The organism is Kumtagia ephedrae, from assembly GCF_003012745.1.
Taxonomy (GTDB): domain Bacteria; phylum Pseudomonadota; class Alphaproteobacteria; order Rhizobiales; family Rhizobiaceae; genus Kumtagia; species Kumtagia ephedrae.
This window is the reverse complement of record NZ_PXYK01000052.1, coordinates 1-14,838: the sequence shown is the minus strand read 5'-3', so window position 1 is coordinate 14,838 and position 14,838 is coordinate 1. Positions and strand designations below refer to the sequence as shown.

Annotated in this window: 17 protein-coding genes, 1 tRNA gene and 1 pseudogene; 8 read left to right on the top strand and 11 right to left on the bottom strand. The window is 66.2% G+C overall.

Features of this window, described 5'->3' with window-relative positions; all coding sequences use genetic code 11:
* Positions 1–415: 415 nt before the first annotated feature.
* The 4 genes from C7I84_RS28745 to C7I84_RS28730 form a co-directional block, all read right to left on the bottom strand.
* Positions 416–1,063: a hypothetical protein gene (locus C7I84_RS28745; RefSeq protein WP_106775638.1), complete on the bottom strand. Its 648-nt coding sequence runs from the start codon at positions 1,061–1,063 to the stop codon at positions 416–418.
* Between the two features lie 95 nt (positions 1,064–1,158).
* On the bottom strand, positions 1,159–2,691 hold the full coding sequence (locus C7I84_RS28740) for an acyl-CoA carboxylase subunit beta (protein WP_106775637.1): 1,533 nt from the start codon (positions 2,689–2,691) through the stop codon (positions 1,159–1,161).
* Between the two features lie 105 nt (positions 2,692–2,796).
* Positions 2,797–3,702 carry an alpha/beta fold hydrolase gene (locus tag C7I84_RS28735; RefSeq protein ID WP_106775636.1) on the bottom strand — a complete coding sequence of 302 codons (906 nt, stop codon included), beginning with the start codon at positions 3,700–3,702 and terminating at the stop codon, positions 2,797–2,799.
* A 22-nt stretch (positions 3,703–3,724) separates the two neighbouring features.
* A complete protein-coding gene (locus tag C7I84_RS28730; protein WP_106775635.1) occupies positions 3,725–4,165 on the bottom strand; it encodes a VOC family protein in 441 nt (146 codons plus the stop codon).
* Between the two features lie 210 nt (positions 4,166–4,375).
* On the opposite strand from C7I84_RS28730, the gene C7I84_RS28725 reads away from it, so the two are divergent.
* From C7I84_RS28725 to C7I84_RS28705, 5 genes are all read left to right on the top strand, one after another.
* Positions 4,376–4,966 carry a cold-shock protein gene (locus C7I84_RS28725; protein WP_106775634.1) on the top strand — a complete coding sequence of 197 codons (591 nt, stop codon included), beginning with the start codon at positions 4,376–4,378 and terminating at the stop codon, positions 4,964–4,966.
* Positions 4,967–4,993: 27 nt separating this feature from the next.
* Positions 4,994–5,497: a DUF192 domain-containing protein gene (locus C7I84_RS28720; protein WP_106775633.1), complete on the top strand. Its 504-nt coding sequence runs from the start codon at positions 4,994–4,996 to the stop codon at positions 5,495–5,497.
* Between the two features lie 22 nt (positions 5,498–5,519).
* A complete protein-coding gene (locus C7I84_RS28715; protein WP_106775632.1) occupies positions 5,520–6,287 on the top strand; it encodes an alpha/beta fold hydrolase in 768 nt (255 codons plus the stop codon).
* 176 nt (positions 6,288–6,463) lie between these two features.
* Positions 6,464–7,312 carry a serine O-acetyltransferase gene (gene cysE / locus C7I84_RS28710; protein ID WP_106775631.1) on the top strand — a complete coding sequence of 283 codons (849 nt, stop codon included), beginning with the start codon at positions 6,464–6,466 and terminating at the stop codon, positions 7,310–7,312.
* A 296-nt stretch (positions 7,313–7,608) separates the two neighbouring features.
* The gene (locus C7I84_RS28705; protein WP_106775630.1) at positions 7,609–7,812 is read left to right on the top strand and encodes a DUF3126 family protein; all 204 of its coding nucleotides are present in this window, start codon (positions 7,609–7,611) and stop codon (positions 7,810–7,812) included.
* Positions 7,813–7,837: 25 nt separating this feature from the next.
* On the opposite strand, the gene C7I84_RS28700 is transcribed toward C7I84_RS28705, so the two are convergent.
* Entirely contained in the window at positions 7,838–8,566 is a 729-nt protein-coding gene (locus tag C7I84_RS28700; protein WP_106775629.1) for a hypothetical protein, read from the bottom strand.
* A 224-nt stretch (positions 8,567–8,790) separates the two neighbouring features.
* Here C7I84_RS28700 and C7I84_RS28695 point away from each other — a divergent pair, with 224 nt between their 5' ends.
* Positions 8,791–9,321, top strand: a complete 531-nt coding sequence (locus C7I84_RS28695; protein WP_106775628.1) for a gamma carbonic anhydrase family protein — start codon at positions 8,791–8,793, stop codon at positions 9,319–9,321.
* A gap of 104 nt (positions 9,322–9,425) precedes the next feature.
* Here C7I84_RS28695 and C7I84_RS28690 read toward each other — a convergent pair whose 3' ends face one another.
* The 3 genes from C7I84_RS28690 to C7I84_RS28680 all read right to left on the bottom strand — a co-directional run bounded on the left by C7I84_RS28690 (position 9,426) and on the right by C7I84_RS28680 (position 11,956).
* Entirely contained in the window at positions 9,426–10,031 is a 606-nt protein-coding gene (locus C7I84_RS28690; RefSeq protein WP_106775627.1) for a transglutaminase-like cysteine peptidase, read from the bottom strand.
* A gap of 550 nt (positions 10,032–10,581) precedes the next feature.
* Positions 10,582–11,196, bottom strand: a complete 615-nt coding sequence (locus C7I84_RS28685) for a PilZ domain-containing protein (RefSeq protein WP_106775639.1) — start codon at positions 11,194–11,196, stop codon at positions 10,582–10,584.
* 130 nt (positions 11,197–11,326) lie between these two features.
* Positions 11,327–11,956: a PAS domain-containing protein gene (locus C7I84_RS28680; RefSeq protein WP_106775626.1), complete on the bottom strand. Its 630-nt coding sequence runs from the start codon at positions 11,954–11,956 to the stop codon at positions 11,327–11,329.
* Positions 11,957–12,394: 438 nt separating this feature from the next.
* On the opposite strand from C7I84_RS28680, the gene C7I84_RS28675 reads away from it, so the two are divergent.
* Entirely contained in the window at positions 12,395–13,111 is a 717-nt protein-coding gene (locus tag C7I84_RS28675; RefSeq protein ID WP_106775625.1) for a rhomboid family intramembrane serine protease, read from the top strand.
* Positions 13,112–13,247: 136 nt separating this feature from the next.
* Positions 13,248–13,679 (top strand): CBS domain-containing protein, encoded by a 432-nt coding sequence (locus tag C7I84_RS28670; RefSeq protein WP_106775624.1) that lies wholly within the window; start codon positions 13,248–13,250, stop codon positions 13,677–13,679.
* A 50-nt stretch (positions 13,680–13,729) separates the two neighbouring features.
* Here C7I84_RS28670 and C7I84_RS28665 read toward each other — a convergent pair.
* The 3 genes and pseudogenes from C7I84_RS28665 to C7I84_RS28655 all read right to left on the bottom strand — a co-directional run.
* Positions 13,730–13,804 (bottom strand) — tRNA-Val (locus C7I84_RS28665).
* A gap of 88 nt (positions 13,805–13,892) precedes the next feature.
* The gene (gph, locus tag C7I84_RS28660; protein ID WP_106775623.1) at positions 13,893–14,576 is read right to left on the bottom strand and encodes a phosphoglycolate phosphatase; all 684 of its coding nucleotides are present in this window, start codon (positions 14,574–14,576) and stop codon (positions 13,893–13,895) included.
* A 96-nt stretch (positions 14,577–14,672) separates the two neighbouring features.
* Positions 14,673–14,838: pseudogene (locus C7I84_RS28655) on the bottom strand (ISAs1 family transposase); the annotation flags it as partial.

Sequence of the window (14,838 nt, the reverse complement as noted above, 5' to 3'; positions counted from 1 at the left end):
TCTTGGCCAAATCTATTCCAAATCTGATAGTTTGCATCGCGGACGGTCTCCTTCGCTGAGTCCAACAGCTCCAGCTTGGCACATTCGATGCCGTGAGGGGCCGTCCACCCATCATTCCGGGGCCGCGTAGCGGAACCCGGAATCCAGAGTGCCGACGCTGCTCGAAATTCCTGGATATTTGCGAGGTCTCGCTTTTCCTTCGAGACCAACGCTCTGGATTCCGGGTTCCGCTGCGCGGCCCCGGAATGACGGTCTTCATCTGCATATGCGATTGCCCTGCCCTTGTGGGGAGGGGTTAGGGTGGGGGTGCGAGGCCGCCGGACTCCTCATCACTCGGCGGTAGACCCGTGTGCCCGTGGCGAGCCCTCGGTTGCAGGCGGCGTCCTGACCGAAGGCTGTCATCTCGTGCCGTGCATCAACCCTGCGCGATCGCGGCGGGACATGCAGCCGACGCCGGCGCGGGCGCCGGCGCATGCGGCGGCTTGGCGGCCGTGGACGGTGCGGCAGGCTGTACCGCTCCGGTCGTGGCTGGAGCCGCCGGCGGCGCGGCGGGCCTCGGCCGCACTTTCGCGACCTCGCTGCCATAGACGGCGGTCACCACCTCGTTTTCCATCCCGGCGGTCAGCGCCCGTTCGGCCTTGCCGGCGTCCTGTGTCGCCGCCTGCACGGCGCCGATCACGCCGTTGAGGGCGTAGGTGTCGAGGGCAACGACCCGCTTGGTGCCGTCGATCTTGCCGGTCGCCCTGTCGACCGACCGGACGGTGCCGGTCATGCGGTTGGAATCGCCGACCAGCAGCGACAGAGCCGGGTTCTTCAGATGATATTCGGCGATCGTCACCGACACGCATTTTTCCGGGCCGGTCTTCGGCATCGCGGCGAAGCGCGAGCGCAGCGTTTCGCGCAGTCGCGGCGCGACGGAAGGCGGCACGGTATTCGACTGGTAGTGTACCGCCACGTCGACCACATGCGCGTCGTGCACGCTGGCATAGATGCCCTTGGTCTGGCAGCCCGCCCCAAGCAGGCAGACGGCGACCATGGCGGCCGCTCCGAATATCGGTTGCATGGCTGATTCTCCCCCTCGCCCGGGGGACTGTAATGCATCGGCGAGGGCGTTGGACAGCCGTCAGGAGACAGCTTCGGCAAGCGCCGGGCGCTTGCTCACAGCGGAATGTTGTCGTGCTTCTTCCAGGGGTTCTGCAGGTCCTTGTTGCGCAGCATCCTGAGGGCGCGGGCGACGCGGCGGCGGGTCGAGTGCGGCATGATCACCTCGTCGACATAACCGCGCTCGGCCGCCACGAAGGGCGAGAGGAAGCGGTCCTCATAAGCCTTGGTATGCGCGGCGATCTTTTCGGCGTCGCCGATGTCCTTGCGGTAGATGATCTCGACCGCGCCCTTGGCACCCATCACGGCGATCTGCGCCGTCGGCCAGGCATAGTTCATGTCGCCCCGCAGATGTTTCGACGCCATCACGTCATAGGCGCCGCCATAGGCCTTTCGGGTGATGACGGTGATCTTCGGCACGGTGGCCTCGGCATAGGCGAACAGCAGTTTTGCGCCGTGCTTGATAAGCCCGCCATATTCCTGGGCGGTGCCGGGCAGGAAGCCGGGAACGTCGACGAAGGTGACGATGGGGATCGAGAAACAGTCGCAGAAGCGCACGAAGCGCGCCGCCTTGCGCGATGCGTCGCTGTCGAGCACGCCGGCCAGCACCATCGGCTGGTTGGCGACGAAGCCGACGGTGCGGCCCTCGACGCGGCCGAAGCCGGTGACAATGTTCTTCGCGAAGCTCGGCTGGATCTCGAAGAAATCGGCCTCGTCGGCGGTCTTCAGGATCAATTCCTTGATGTCGTAGGGTTTGTTGGCGGTGTCGGGGATCAGGCGGTCGAGCGAGAAATCGTGCTCGGTCGCCGACTGGTAGCATTCGATCTCGGGGATGTCGGCCGTATTGGAGGCGGGCAGGAAGTCGAGCAGCCGGCGCATCTGCAAGAGCGTCTCGACGTCGTTGTCGTAGGCGCCGTCGGCGATCGAGCTTTTTGTGGTGTGCACCGAGGCGCCGCCGAGCTGCTCGGCCGTCACCGTCTCGTTGGTGACGGTCTTCACCACGTCGGGACCGGTGACGAACATGTAGGCGGTGTCGCGCACCATGAAGATGAAGTCGGTCATGGCCGGCGAATAGACGTCGCCGCCGGCGCAGGGGCCCATGATCACGGAAATCTGCGGGATGACGCCGGAGGCGAGCACGTTGCGCTGGAATACTTCGGCATAGCCGCCGAGCGCGGCGACACCCTCCTGGATGCGGGCGCCGCCGGCATCGTAGATGCCGACGATCGGCGCGCGGTTGCGCAGCGCCATGTCCTGCACCTTCTGGATCTTCTCGGCATGCGCCTCCGACAGCGAGCCGCCGAACACCGTGAAATCCTTGGCGAAGACATAGACGGGGCGGCCGTTGACCGTGCCCCAGCCGGTGACGACGCCGTCGCCGGCGATCTTCTGCTTCTCCATGCCGAAATCGGTGGAGCGGTGCTCGACATACATGTCGAACTCCTCGAAGGAATTTTCGTCGAGGAAGACGTCGATGCGCTCGCGGGCCGTGAGCTTGCCGCGCTTGTGCTGGGCGTCGATGCGCTCCTGGCCGCCACCCATGCGGGCGATGTCGCGGCGGCGGGCGAGTTCCTCGAGCACGTTTTTCACGAGACCATCCTCCTCGCCGCGGCCTTGGCTGTCAGCCACCTGTCACAGCGTGTAACCACGGCGGTCCGCCCGCGCAAGCATGCCGATGCTCCCGAGGTCGGTCGATCATCCGTGCAACAGATCGCGCAGCGCCGCCAGCGCCGCCTCCGGCGCTTCTCGCGGGATGTCGTGGCCGACGCCGGGCAGGACACGGCGCTCGTAGCCGCCGGTGAAGCGGCCGGCATCGGTATCGGCTGCCGGCGGCGGGTCGACGCCGTCGTCGGCGCCCCACAGCGCGATGGTGGGGACGGAGATCACCGGCTGGGCGGCGAGTCGGCGCTCGGTCTCCTCCAGCGCCGGATCGCCCGGCGCATAGCCGAAGCGGTGGCGGTAGGAGTGGACGACGATGTCGACGAAGTCCGGATTGTCGAAGGAGGCGGCCGTTTCCGCATAGGTTTGCTCGTCGAAGCGGAAGGTCGGCGACCACAGCGTCCACAGCAGTCTTCCCAGCGCATGGCGGTTGGCGGCCAGTCCGTCGCGGCCGCGCCGGCCGTGGAAGTAGTATTGGTACCAGAAGCGGTGTTCCTGCTCCGGCGGCAACGGCTCGACCGAGCGGGCGATGTCCTGGATGGCGTAGCCGCAGCCGCTTACCAGGCAGCGCACGCGCTCGGGCCACAGCGCCGCGACGATGCAGGCGGCGCGCCCGCCCCAGTCGTAGCCGACCAGCGCCGCGCGCTCGATCGACAGCGCGTCGAGCAGGGCAAGCAGATCGTGGGCGATCGCCGCCTGCTGACCCGAGCGCATGGTGCCTGCATCGTGGAAGCGGGTCGGCCCGTAGCCGCGCAGATAAGGGACGATCACGCGAAGACCCTCGGGCGCGAGCGAAGCCGCCATGGCGTCGTAGCAGCGCGGATCGTAGGGGAAGCCGTGCAGGAGCACGACCGCCTCGCCGTCCGGCGGCCCGTGCTCCTCATAGGCGATGTCGAGCACCGGCGTGCGCACATGCCGGACCGGGACGCGGGGCTCGGCCATGGCTCTTCCTCCGTGGCGGGCGCTACCAGGCTCCGGTGTTTGGCATGGAGGCCCAGGGCTCGGCCGGCGGAAGCGGGTCGCCTTCCTGGAGAATCTCGATCGAGATGTTGTCGGGCGAGCGCACGAAGGCCATGTGGCCGTCGCGCGGCGGCCGGTTGATGGTGACGCCGCCGTCCATCAGGCGCCGGCAGGTGGCGTAGATGTCGTCGACCTTGTAGGCGAGGTGGCCGAAATTGCGGCCGCCGGTATAGGTCTCCGGGTCCCAGTTGTAGGTGAGCTCCAGCTCGGGCGCGCGGGCGGCGCTGGAAGTGCCCTTGTCCTTCGGCGCGGCGAGGAAGATCAGGGTGAAGCGGCCCTTGTCGTTGTCGATGCGCCGCACCTCCTCCAGGCCGAGCTTGTTGCAATAGAAGTCCAGCGAGGCGTCGACGTCCGTCACGCGGACCATGGTGTGCAAGTAACGCATTGTCTTCCTTCCATCGTTCGCCAGGTTCGGCAGGCCGCAGGGCGGTCATCCGGCCACCCTATACGCCAAGTTCCGCGGCTGCCGCATGATAGTTGTCGATGAGTTCACGCCAAGGTGAAAAAAGCCATGCCGGCTATTGCCCTGACACGAATGCAAAGTGTTATCCTAACGGAAGAATCACGTGGGTCCGATCAGGAAAGGTGCGCTCGGATGGGGGAGAAGGCCTCTTTGGTGGGGCGGAGCTTGGGGGCCGACGAGGGGCTGAACCACGACGAAGGCGACGTCGCGGGCGTGTTCGAGGTCTCCGGCGCGATCAAGTGGTTCGACGTGGCCAAGGGATATGGTTTCATCCTGCCGGATGAGGGCGCAAGCGACGTCCTTCTCCACGTCACCTGCCTGCGCCGCGACGGTTTCCAGACCGCGCACGAGGGTGCGCGCGTGGTCTGCCTGGCAAAGCAGGGAGACCGCGGCCTGCAGGCGTTCCGTGTGCTCTCCATGGACAATTCCACCGCCGTCCACCCGGCCGAGATGCCGGAGCAGCGCACCCATGTCACCGTGGTCGCCGAAAGCGGGCTGGAGCGCGCTTTGGTCAAGTGGTTCAACCGGACCAAGGGGTTCGGCTTCCTGACTCGCGGGGAAGGCACCGAGGACATCTTCATCCATATGGAGACGCTGCGCCGCTACGGCCTCGCCGAGCTCCGGCCCGGACAGGTGGTGCTGGTGCGCTTCGGCCGCGGCGACAAAGGCCTTATGGCCGCCGAAATTCACCCCGATATCGGAACCCTGCCGTCGTCGCACTGAGCCCGCGACCGTTTTTGGGAGTTCCGATTGGCCGCCCGACAGCCCCGGATCGCTGCTGCGCTGCTTGCCCTCGTGCTGGCGGCGCTCGTCCATCTGACGCCAGGCCTGGCCGACGGCCGCGCCCAGGTGCTGCCGGTCGACCCGGCGCCGCTGGTGGCGGCGACGTCCGCCGGCGAGCGGTCGTTCACCGTCGAGGTGGCCGACGACGTCGGCGAGCGCTCGGCCGGGCTGATGTTCCGTGAGGCGATGGCGGACGACCACGGCATGCTGTTCGTGTTCGAGCGCACCCAGCCGGTGAGCTTCTGGATGAAGAACACGCCAATGCCGCTCGACCTGATCTTCGTCGCCGAGGACGGCACGGTGCGCGCCGTCCGACGCGGCGAGCCGATGTCGGAGGCCGTCATCTCCGCCGGCGAGCCGGTGCGCTTCGTCCTCGAACTGAAGGCGGGAACGGCCGCGAAGATGGGCATCGCCCGCGGCACGGTGCTCCGCCATCCGGTGATTGCGGGTGTGGCCGGCAATCCGGGTTGAGGCCAGTTTTCGCGAGGCTGACATGACCGCCTATTTTTCACATGACGGCTTCGATCTCGCCTATCTCGACCGCGCGCCGGAGGCCGGCGGCGAGCCGATCCTGCTCATCCACGGCTTCGCCTCCAGCATCCAGGTCAACTGGGTGGCTCCGGGCTGGGTGAAGACGCTGACCGAGGCCGGCTACCGGGTGATCGCGCTCGACAATCGCGGCCACGGCCAGTCGTCGAAAAGCTACGACCCGGCCGACTACACGCCGCAGAAGATGGCCGGCGACGCGGCCGCGCTGCTCGCTCATCTCGGCATCGGGCGGGCGCACGTCATGGGCTATTCGATGGGCGCGAGGATTTCCGCCTTCCTGGCGCTGGCCGAGCCCGGGCTGGTCGCCAGCCTGGTCTTCGGCGGTCTCGGCATCGGCATGGTCGACGGCGTCGGCGACTGGGATCCGATCGCCGAGGCGCTGCTTGCCGACGATCCGGCGTCGATCGAGCACAGGCGCGCCAAGACATTCCGGACCTTCGCCGACCAGACGAAGAGCGACCGGCGGGCGCTCGCCGCCTGCATCGAGACCTCGCGCACGCTGCTCGACGAAGCCGACGTCGCTCGCATCGCCCAGCCGACGCTCATCGCGGTCGGCACCACGGACGACATAGCGGGCTCGGCCGCCGACCTCGCCGGGCTCATGCCGAACGCGGTCGCCTTCGACATCGAGGGCAGGGACCATATGCTTTCGGTCGGCGACCGGACGTTCAAGCGGCGCGTGCTCGAGTTTCTCGCCGCGCATCCGATCTGAGCGCGTGGCAACCTTCCGGGATCATGCTCCGGCGCCGGAACCGTGTGCCAAATGGCCTTGAAAAGCGGCCAATCCAATCCATTTGACAGGGTGGTGAAGAAAATTGAGTTCAGTCGCGCTATAGTCCGGTGTATATAGGCGCGCGACGACGCCGGGAGGCGAAACGGAGGCATCCCATGAGCAGCAGCAATCTGGCGAAGCACACCTCGCTTCAGCCGGTCGATCCGATCTGGCGCTCGGTGCGCGACGAGGCGACCGACGCGGTGGCCCGCGATCCGCTGCTGTCGGCCTTCCTCTATTCGACGGTCATCAACCAGGAATCGCTCGAGGATGCCGTCATCCACCGGATCGCCGAGCGCCTCGACCATGCGGACCTCAGCGCCGACCTGATCCGCCATACCTTCAAGGCGATGGCGTCGGAAGTTCCGGATTGGGCGACCGCCGTGCGCGCCGACATCCAGGCCTATTACGACCGCGACCCGGCCTGCGACCGCTTCTTCATGCCGATCCTCTACTTCAAGGGGTTCCATGCGATCCAGACGCATCGGCTGGCGCACTGGCTGTGGACGCAGGGCCGCCGCGACTTCGCGCTCTACCTGCAGAGCCGCTCGTCCTCCGTGTTCCAGACCGACATCCATCCAGCATCGCGGATGGGCAAGGGCATCTTCATCGACCATGCCACCGGACTGGTGGTGGGCGAAACCGCGGTCATCGAGGACGAGGTCTCCATTCTGCACGGCGTGACGCTGGGCGGCACCGGCAAGGCCGGCGGCGACCGGCATCCAAAAATCCGCTACGGCGTGCTGATCGGCGCCGGCGCGAAAATCCTCGGCAATATCGAGGTCGGCCATTGCGCCAAGGTGGCGGCCGGCTCGGTCGTGCTGTCGTCGGTGCCGCACAACAAGACGGTCGCCGGCGTTCCGGCGCGCGTGGTCGGCGAGAGCGGCTGCGACCGGCCGTCGCGGCAGATGGACCAGTTCCTGCCGTCGCAGACCATGGATCACGTCGTCAGCTTCGACATCTGAGGCGAGATCGCGCCAAGGCGCTACGCCGGGTACCCAGCCGGCTTGGAGCGGCTTGATGCATCGCCGAACGAGCCAGCGCCTGGACGATGCCGCATGGCAGTCGCATGGAAATTCTGGATGCGGCGGCTGGCGGATACCCCACCCCTAACCCCTGCCCTCAAGGGGCCCCTAGGGTGGAGGTATCTCCAGATGCGATTGCCCCGGGACGATGCCGGCCGCAGCCTTTACAGCCTGTCGCTCCGCGTGTCAGAAGGCCGTCGATTCCCAAGAGAACCCCCGACAGGCGGAGAAAAGCCTTGAAGCCCGACGAGATAAAAAAGCTGGAAGCCTTCTTCAAGCGCACGTTCAAGAACCCGGACATGCAGGTGAAGGCGCGCCCGCGCAAGACCGATTCGGCCGAGGTCTATGTCGGTGAGGAATTCCTCGGCATCGTCTTCAAAGACGAGGACGACGGCGACTACAATTTCTCGATGGCGATCCTCGATATCGATCTCAACTGAGCGCGCGGCCGGCCGCCAGGATCGTCTAGCGGCCGGCCCGCAGCATTTCCGTGGCCCTGGCCGTCACCGCGGCGTCGAGAAACCTCCAGTCGGCCAGGAGTTCGCGCGGAAAGCGGTAGGTGAGGCTGAGATCGTCGCCCAGGGCGACATCGCGCTCGCAGGGCGCCAGTGACTCCCCGGCGCTCGAGCCTTCCAGGCATCGCGCGACGAAAGGTGCTCGGCCGTCGCGGTCGGCCACGGCGAGGGTTTCGTTCAGATATCCCGATTTTGCCGCGAAGTCGTAAATCGTCAGCCCGGCCGGTCCCGGCCGTCCGGGCTGTACGATCAGCGACCGGTAGATCGGCTCGAAGCGGCCGCTCATGTCGCGTGCCATCATCTTCTCCTCGAAGCCGAGGAAGAGGATGTTGCGTCTGCCTCCGACATTGTTGAAGTCGTCGCGGGTCTCGCGGGTATAACCCTCGAGCGTCGGCCAGCGCAGATAGAGGTCGAGCCGCGGCGCGGGCCCGGACCGGCGCGCCCGCTCGAAGCGGATCATGTTGGCCGGCGCGGCGATGACGCTGTCGCCGACGACGACCTCGATCGGGTTGGGATCGTCGGTATAGCCGGCAAGCGAGATGGCGGATCCGAACCAGCGGCCGGCGAGGCTGAGCGCCAGCGAAAGCAAGGCGAGCGCGGCACATGCGACGAAGACCCGCGTCATGAAACGCGAGCCGACCGGATCGACCTCCGGTTCGTCGGCGAAAGCCTGCGTCATCGCGATATCCCTGATGCCGATCCGCCTCGGCGCCGGCAGACGGATTCGCCTGCCATATCCTCCGCCGACTCTGCATTTTCATGGTAAACGAGACGTAAACGCGCGTCGCTGGCTGCGCCACGCACCGGCGTTTCCCGGTCTGTTCAACCTTGAAGGGTTTATCGCGAGCCGACTTGCGGTATCAGGTTGGTCGGCCGGGCGAGGACAGACAGCAGGAGCAGGGCATGCCGGTTTATGCGATCGACGACAAGGCACCGAGTTTCGAGGACGAGACGAGCAACTGGATCGCGCCGGACGCGACGGTGATCGGCGATGTCCGGATCGGGCGGGACGTCGGCATCTGGTTCGGCGCCGTCATCCGCGGCGACAACGAGCCGATCACCATCGGCGCCCGCAGCAATGTGCAGGAGCATGTGGTCATGCACACCGATCCGGGTTCGCCGCTGGCGATCGGCGAAGGCTGCACGATCGGCCATCGGGCGATCCTGCATGGCTGCTCCATCGGCGACAACAGCCTGGTCGGGATGGGCGCCACCGTGCTCAACGGCGCGCGCATCGGCAGGAACTGCCTGGTCGGCGCCGGCGCGCTGGTGACCGAAGGAAAGGTGTTCGAGGACAATTCGCTGATCGTCGGCGTCCCGGCAAGGGCCGTGCGCCAGCTCGACGCGGAGGCCGTCGCCGGCCTGGCCAGGTCCGCCGACCACTACGTCGAGAACGGCCGGCGGTTCCGCGCCGGGCTGAAACCCGTCCGCTGACGCATCCCCCGAAATGGCGGAGCCGGCCCTCGGGGAAAGGGCCGGCTCCTGAACCCGGTCGTTGGGGACGGGGAGGGTGGGGACTCGACCGGGTTGTTCAGAAACTAGCGGACGCTGGCGACAGCCTCGGCCCTGCCGTCGTTGATCTTCACCCACACGCCGGAATTGGTCTCCGACTGGCGCTTGAGGTAGGTGTAGGGCGTGTCCTCCCAGGCGAGCACGCGCGGCTCGAGATTGTCGAGCACGAAGTCGCCGAGGCTGGTGCGCACCGTCAGCACGGCATGGCCGTCGCCGTTCGGCTGGCGCACCACGGTCATCAGCAGGTCGCCGGCCGGCACGCCGATCGCCATCAGGCGGCGGCGCTTTTCCAGCGCGTAGTCCTCGCAGTCGCCGGCGCCGCTGGTCGGATAGGACCAGACTTCCTCGCGGCCCCACATCTCCATATCGGTCTTCGGCGTCACCGATGCATTGACGTCGTTGTTGATCCGCACGATCGCCGACCAGAGCTGCCGCGTCAGGTCGGCGGGCGCCCGCTTCGGCGTCTTCTGACGGCATTCCTGCGGCAGCGCCTGGCAGAACTCGTAGTGGCCGACGGGCTGGGTGGTGCGTGCGCCGGTCTTCATGGCCGAGCCCGCTTCGGCCGCCGCCGTCATGCCCGCCACCGCCACCGCCGCCGCAATCAGCAGCCTCACCCTTCTGATGATTGTCATTGTGAAGTCTCCCCGTTTGAGGAGACAATGACAGATGCGAATTTATGTGACGCAAAATCGGGCAGTTTAATTCAACTAAAAACTAGATCGTATTCCAATCTACTTCGCGTAAAACAAGAATAGAATTCGACATTGTTTTTAGTCGAATTTGCATAAAATTTGAACGATCGGCGGTCGCGCCGCGCCTGAAGTGGGTCAGGCGAGGTCGTCTGGCGCCCTCGTGGTTCGACAAGCTCACCATGAGGGCTTCTGATAGGCTTCCGCTTGTCGTTGCTGTCGCAGCGGCGGATCAGTGGTAGCGCTTTGCGCAACCTGCCAGTAGCCCTCATGGTGTGCTTGTCGAACCACGAGGGCGCTTGGCGCGCCCCGAGATGTTGCCGGACAGCACGCCCGTCCGAGCAGGCATCTCAGCCGTCGGTGCAAGCTTTGTGAATCCGGTAGGAGCGGCCGCGGGCAAAGTCGAAAACTGTATGCCTGATAGCCTGCGCAAGCGACGGGCAGGGCTCTGCCCGGCGGGGTCGTCCGCGAAATTACATGCGGTGTGCGCCGCTCAGGCGCGGTCGCTGAATTCCGAATCCAGCGTTTCCGAGCGCTGGACGACGGCGAATTCGATGGCGATGCCGTCCTCGAAATGACGGACGACCTGGCCGCGCATCGTGCCCAGCACGACCTGCATGCCGAGCGCCGGCCTGACGTCGATCTCCACCGCCGCGCCGGACAGCGAAAGGTCGATGATGCGGCATTGATACTGGCGGCCGTCGGCGAGCTGCAGCGTGGTCAGCGGGTTGCGCGGGGCGACGCGCTCGTGGCGGCGGTCCTCCGGCAGATCCAGCTCGTGCTTGTTGGCGAGCCAGGTGAGCTGCGCCGCCAGCTTGTCCTTCTTGCGGTCGGACGCCACGATGGTCATGGCGAAGCCGTCTTCCATGATGCGGGTGACGATGCCCTCGATCCGTCCGATGTGATCGACATAGGCGATCACCTTTTCGCCGAGCTGGCCGTGGTTGTCGGCACGCAACGCGACATTGCCGGGTGACATGTCGATGACCTGGCACGGGTGCTCGGTGCGATCCTCAAGCATGAAACGGCCGTATATCTTCACGCGCACGCGCTGAAAGTTACGCCGTTCAACTCTGGATGGCGATTGGTCTATTGCCGTCGCCCTGATCACCTGTCTTGCTCCGCCGGCTGCCAGATCCGCGCAGTACTTCTATATTGGCGCTAGATATCGCCTGACCGGTTAACAGGCCGTAAGGAGAGTTTCCTCTTATTGAAATGTCGCCGTTTTTTTTGTAGCGTTACTCCGAGCGTCCGCCGGGCAGCACGAGGAGATGACGGATGCGCCGCGCTCCGGCGGTGTCCGCCGCCGGGCCTTCCAGGCCGGGCACCAGCGACGGGACCGAAACGGCCGGCCTGTTCTTCAGGAACATCGGCTCGCGGTCCGGATCGACGATGCGGACCGTTTCCACCGACGATTCGGTCACTGGGTCGGCTCCCAGCCAATAGGGTTTCGCCTCCGACGAGATGATGCCGAGCGCGCGGCGGTTCTCCTGGCCGCCGTCGAGCGGCAGCAGCAGCAGTTCCAGCCCCACGGTCCGCCCGGAGCGCGAGATGCCGTCATAGGTGGCGACCAGGACCGCCTTGTCCTGGAACACACTGCGAACCAGGCGGGTGACAAGGCGGCTGTCCTTGTCGCGCCACAGCGACGAGAAGGCGAAACCCTTCAGCTCGCGGCCATAGATGGCGCACAGCCGCGTGCCGGCCAGCCGGAACACGGCCTCGCCGCGCGTATCGCTCTCGAGGATGAAGGTGTCGCCGAGCAGGGCCTTGATGTCGGCGGGCTCGATCTCGGTGCGGCGCGGCGCTGGCCGGCCGTCGCGAAGGCGGTTCCAATATTGGAACAGGTTGACCGATGCTTCCCGTTTCATGTCGCTCCGTCTCGCATTCTCTGTCTTCGGCTGTGTCAGGGACAGACAGGAACGCGTCCGCTGAAGGCCTACATGCGGCTCGAAGCAGGAGGCGTGCCAGCGCGGCCGCCGGTTGTTCACGGGTCGGGCCCGTTAAGGTTAATTTTCGGTTTAGATTGCTCGCGGGGCGGCGCCGTGACATCAATCAAATCACTCCACGGCGCGGTCGTGACCTCCGATTGCGCCCCTTCAGTCACAAGTTTCCTTGGGAGAGCGGGGGGCTCGACCAGGCCGTCCGGGACATTCCCGGGCGGCCTTTTTCTTTTGCCGCGACTGATTCGCGATTCGGCTGCGTCTGCCGCTTCCCGGAACAGCGGGAGCCGACCGGTCGCCATCCGGTGCAACATATTGCCGCCGGGGCATTCAGCTTTCGGCCGGGATGGGCTAGCAAGCGCCATCATGACCGAGCCTTCGATCCAAGACCCCCCGACCCAGCCCGATCAGCCGTCGCGCGAGCCCGTCTTCAACATCCCGGGCATCGTTCTCCTGCTGATCGCCCTCTGCGTGGCGGTCTATGTCGCGCAGGGTTATCTGCTCGACCTCGACCAGAACATGGAACTGCTGGTGCGCGCCGCCTTCATTCCGGTGCGCTATTCCGGGCTCTACGACATCGACGTCTACGCCTTCACCACGCCGGTCACCTATGCCTTCCTGCATGGCGGGCTGGCGCATCTGGCGATCAACATGGTGTGGCTGGCCGCGTTCGGCTCGCCGCTCGCCAACCGGCTGGGCACGCCGCGCTTCGCGCTGTTCTGGGTGCTGACGGCACTCGCCGCGGCGGCGCTGCACTGGGCGCTGCATCCGCTCGACCAGGCGCCGCTGGTGGGCGCCTCCGGCGCGATCTCCGGCATGATGGGGGCGGCCGCGCGCTTCGCCTTCCGGACGGAGCGCCATGGCGGCCGCTCGGCCTTCGCCGGCCCGGCGCTGCCGATCGCCGCGGTGCTGCGCTCGCGCGGTGCCATGACCTTTCTGGGCGTCTGGATGATCGTCAACCTGGTCACCGGCCTTGTCGGCCTCGGATACGGGTCGGAAGCCACCATCGCCTGGGAGGCGCATATCGGCGGCTTCGTCGCCGGTTTCGCCGCTCTGCCGTACTTTCTCGGAAAGGGACGCTGAAGCCGGTCTCCGGCGCCGCGCAGCCCGGCCGCCCGCGGAATCCAAGCACTTGCAATGGACCGCCCCGGGAGGCACCATGGGTGACGGCCGGGCGCGGTCGCGCGGCCGCCGCGGTCAACCACGGTTGGAGGAGGCGATGACGGTCAAGGCAATCCTGGAACAGAAGGGCCACGACGTTTACACGCTCGGGCCGAACGAGAAGCTTGCGACAGCGATCGGAATGCTGACGGAGCACAGGATCGGCGCCCTGGTCATCACCAATGGCGACCGCAAGATCGTCGGCATCCTGTCCGAGCGCGACATCGTGCGGGTGATCGGCAAGCTCGGGGCGGCCGCCCTCGACCAGACCGTGCGCGAGGCGATGACCCCCAAAGTCAGCATCTGCAACGAGAACCATACCGTCAACGAGGTCATGGAGATCATGACGCGCGGCCGCTTCCGCCACCTGCCGGTGGAGAAGAACGGCCATCTCGACGGCATCGTGTCGATCGGCGACGTGGTCAAGCGGCGCATCGAGGACGTCGAGCGCGAGGCCCAGCAGATCAGGGAATATATCGCGACGGCTTAGCTTGGAAAGCGCGACGCCGTTGGTCGGTGCGTCTAAGTTCGAAGGGAGAATGGTGGGCGATGTAGGGATTGAACCTACGACCCCACCCGTGTGAAGGGTGTGCTCTCCCGCTGAGCTAATCGCCCGCCGTCGGCCCGAGGCCGAAGCGAGCCGCGATATAAGGGAGGGCGGCCGGGCAAGTCAAGCGCGCTGTCGGCGCAAATGCGATGCGGGTCAGGCCTGCGCGGCCTGCATCAGATCCCCGCACATCGCCACCGTCAGCTCGTCGAAATGCGAGATGATGCGCGACGGGCCGAACTCGCGCACATGCCGATCGGTGTAGCCGAAATCGACGGCCACCACCGGGATGCCGGCCGCCTTGGCGGTGTCGATGTCGGTCTGCGAATCGCCGACCATCACCGCCTGGCGGGCGTCTCCGCCGGCCCTGGCGATGGTCTCGACGAGATGGCGCGGATCGGGCTTGCGGAAGGCAAAAGTGTCGGCGCCGCAGATGGCGGCGAAGCGGCCGGCGAGGCCGACGCCTTCCAGCAGGCGCACGGAAAAGGCCTCGGTCTTGTTGGTGCAGACGGCGAGCAGGTAGCCGGCGGCAGCCAGCCGGGTGAGGGCGGCGGGGACGCCGGGATAGGGTTGCGAGCGCCCGGGGATGTTGGTGCCGTAGTGGTCGAGGAACAACGTGAACAGCCGGTCGTGCTCGGCGGTGTCGAGCATGCGCTTCTGCGCCGCATAGGCACGCTCGATCATGACGCGGCCGCCATGGCCGACGAACTGGCGAAAACCGTCGGTATCGGTCGCCAGCGCGCCGCCGGCGGCAAGACTGTGGTTCAGGCTGTCGAGCAAGTCCGGAGCGGTGTCGACGAGGGTGCCGTCGAGGTCGAACACGATGATCGGGCGCGTCATTCGGGAAAATCTCGCTGGATGGAAGGACGAGCGGATACAGCGTGCTGGCGGGCGAGGCAAGCTCGGGACGGGCATCCACAGGGCAACGAGTCCAGGTTAACGTGCAGGGCTTAGGATTCGCGCGAGTTCGTTTGGATCCCATCCGGCGAGCTTTCGCGTGGTTTTGATGGAGTGCTTGCCCTTTGCAAGACGGACGGCGTTGAGGGCGAAGTGGCGGACGATGGCCATGTTGTGCGCGCCATGTCCCTTTCTCAGGCGCGAC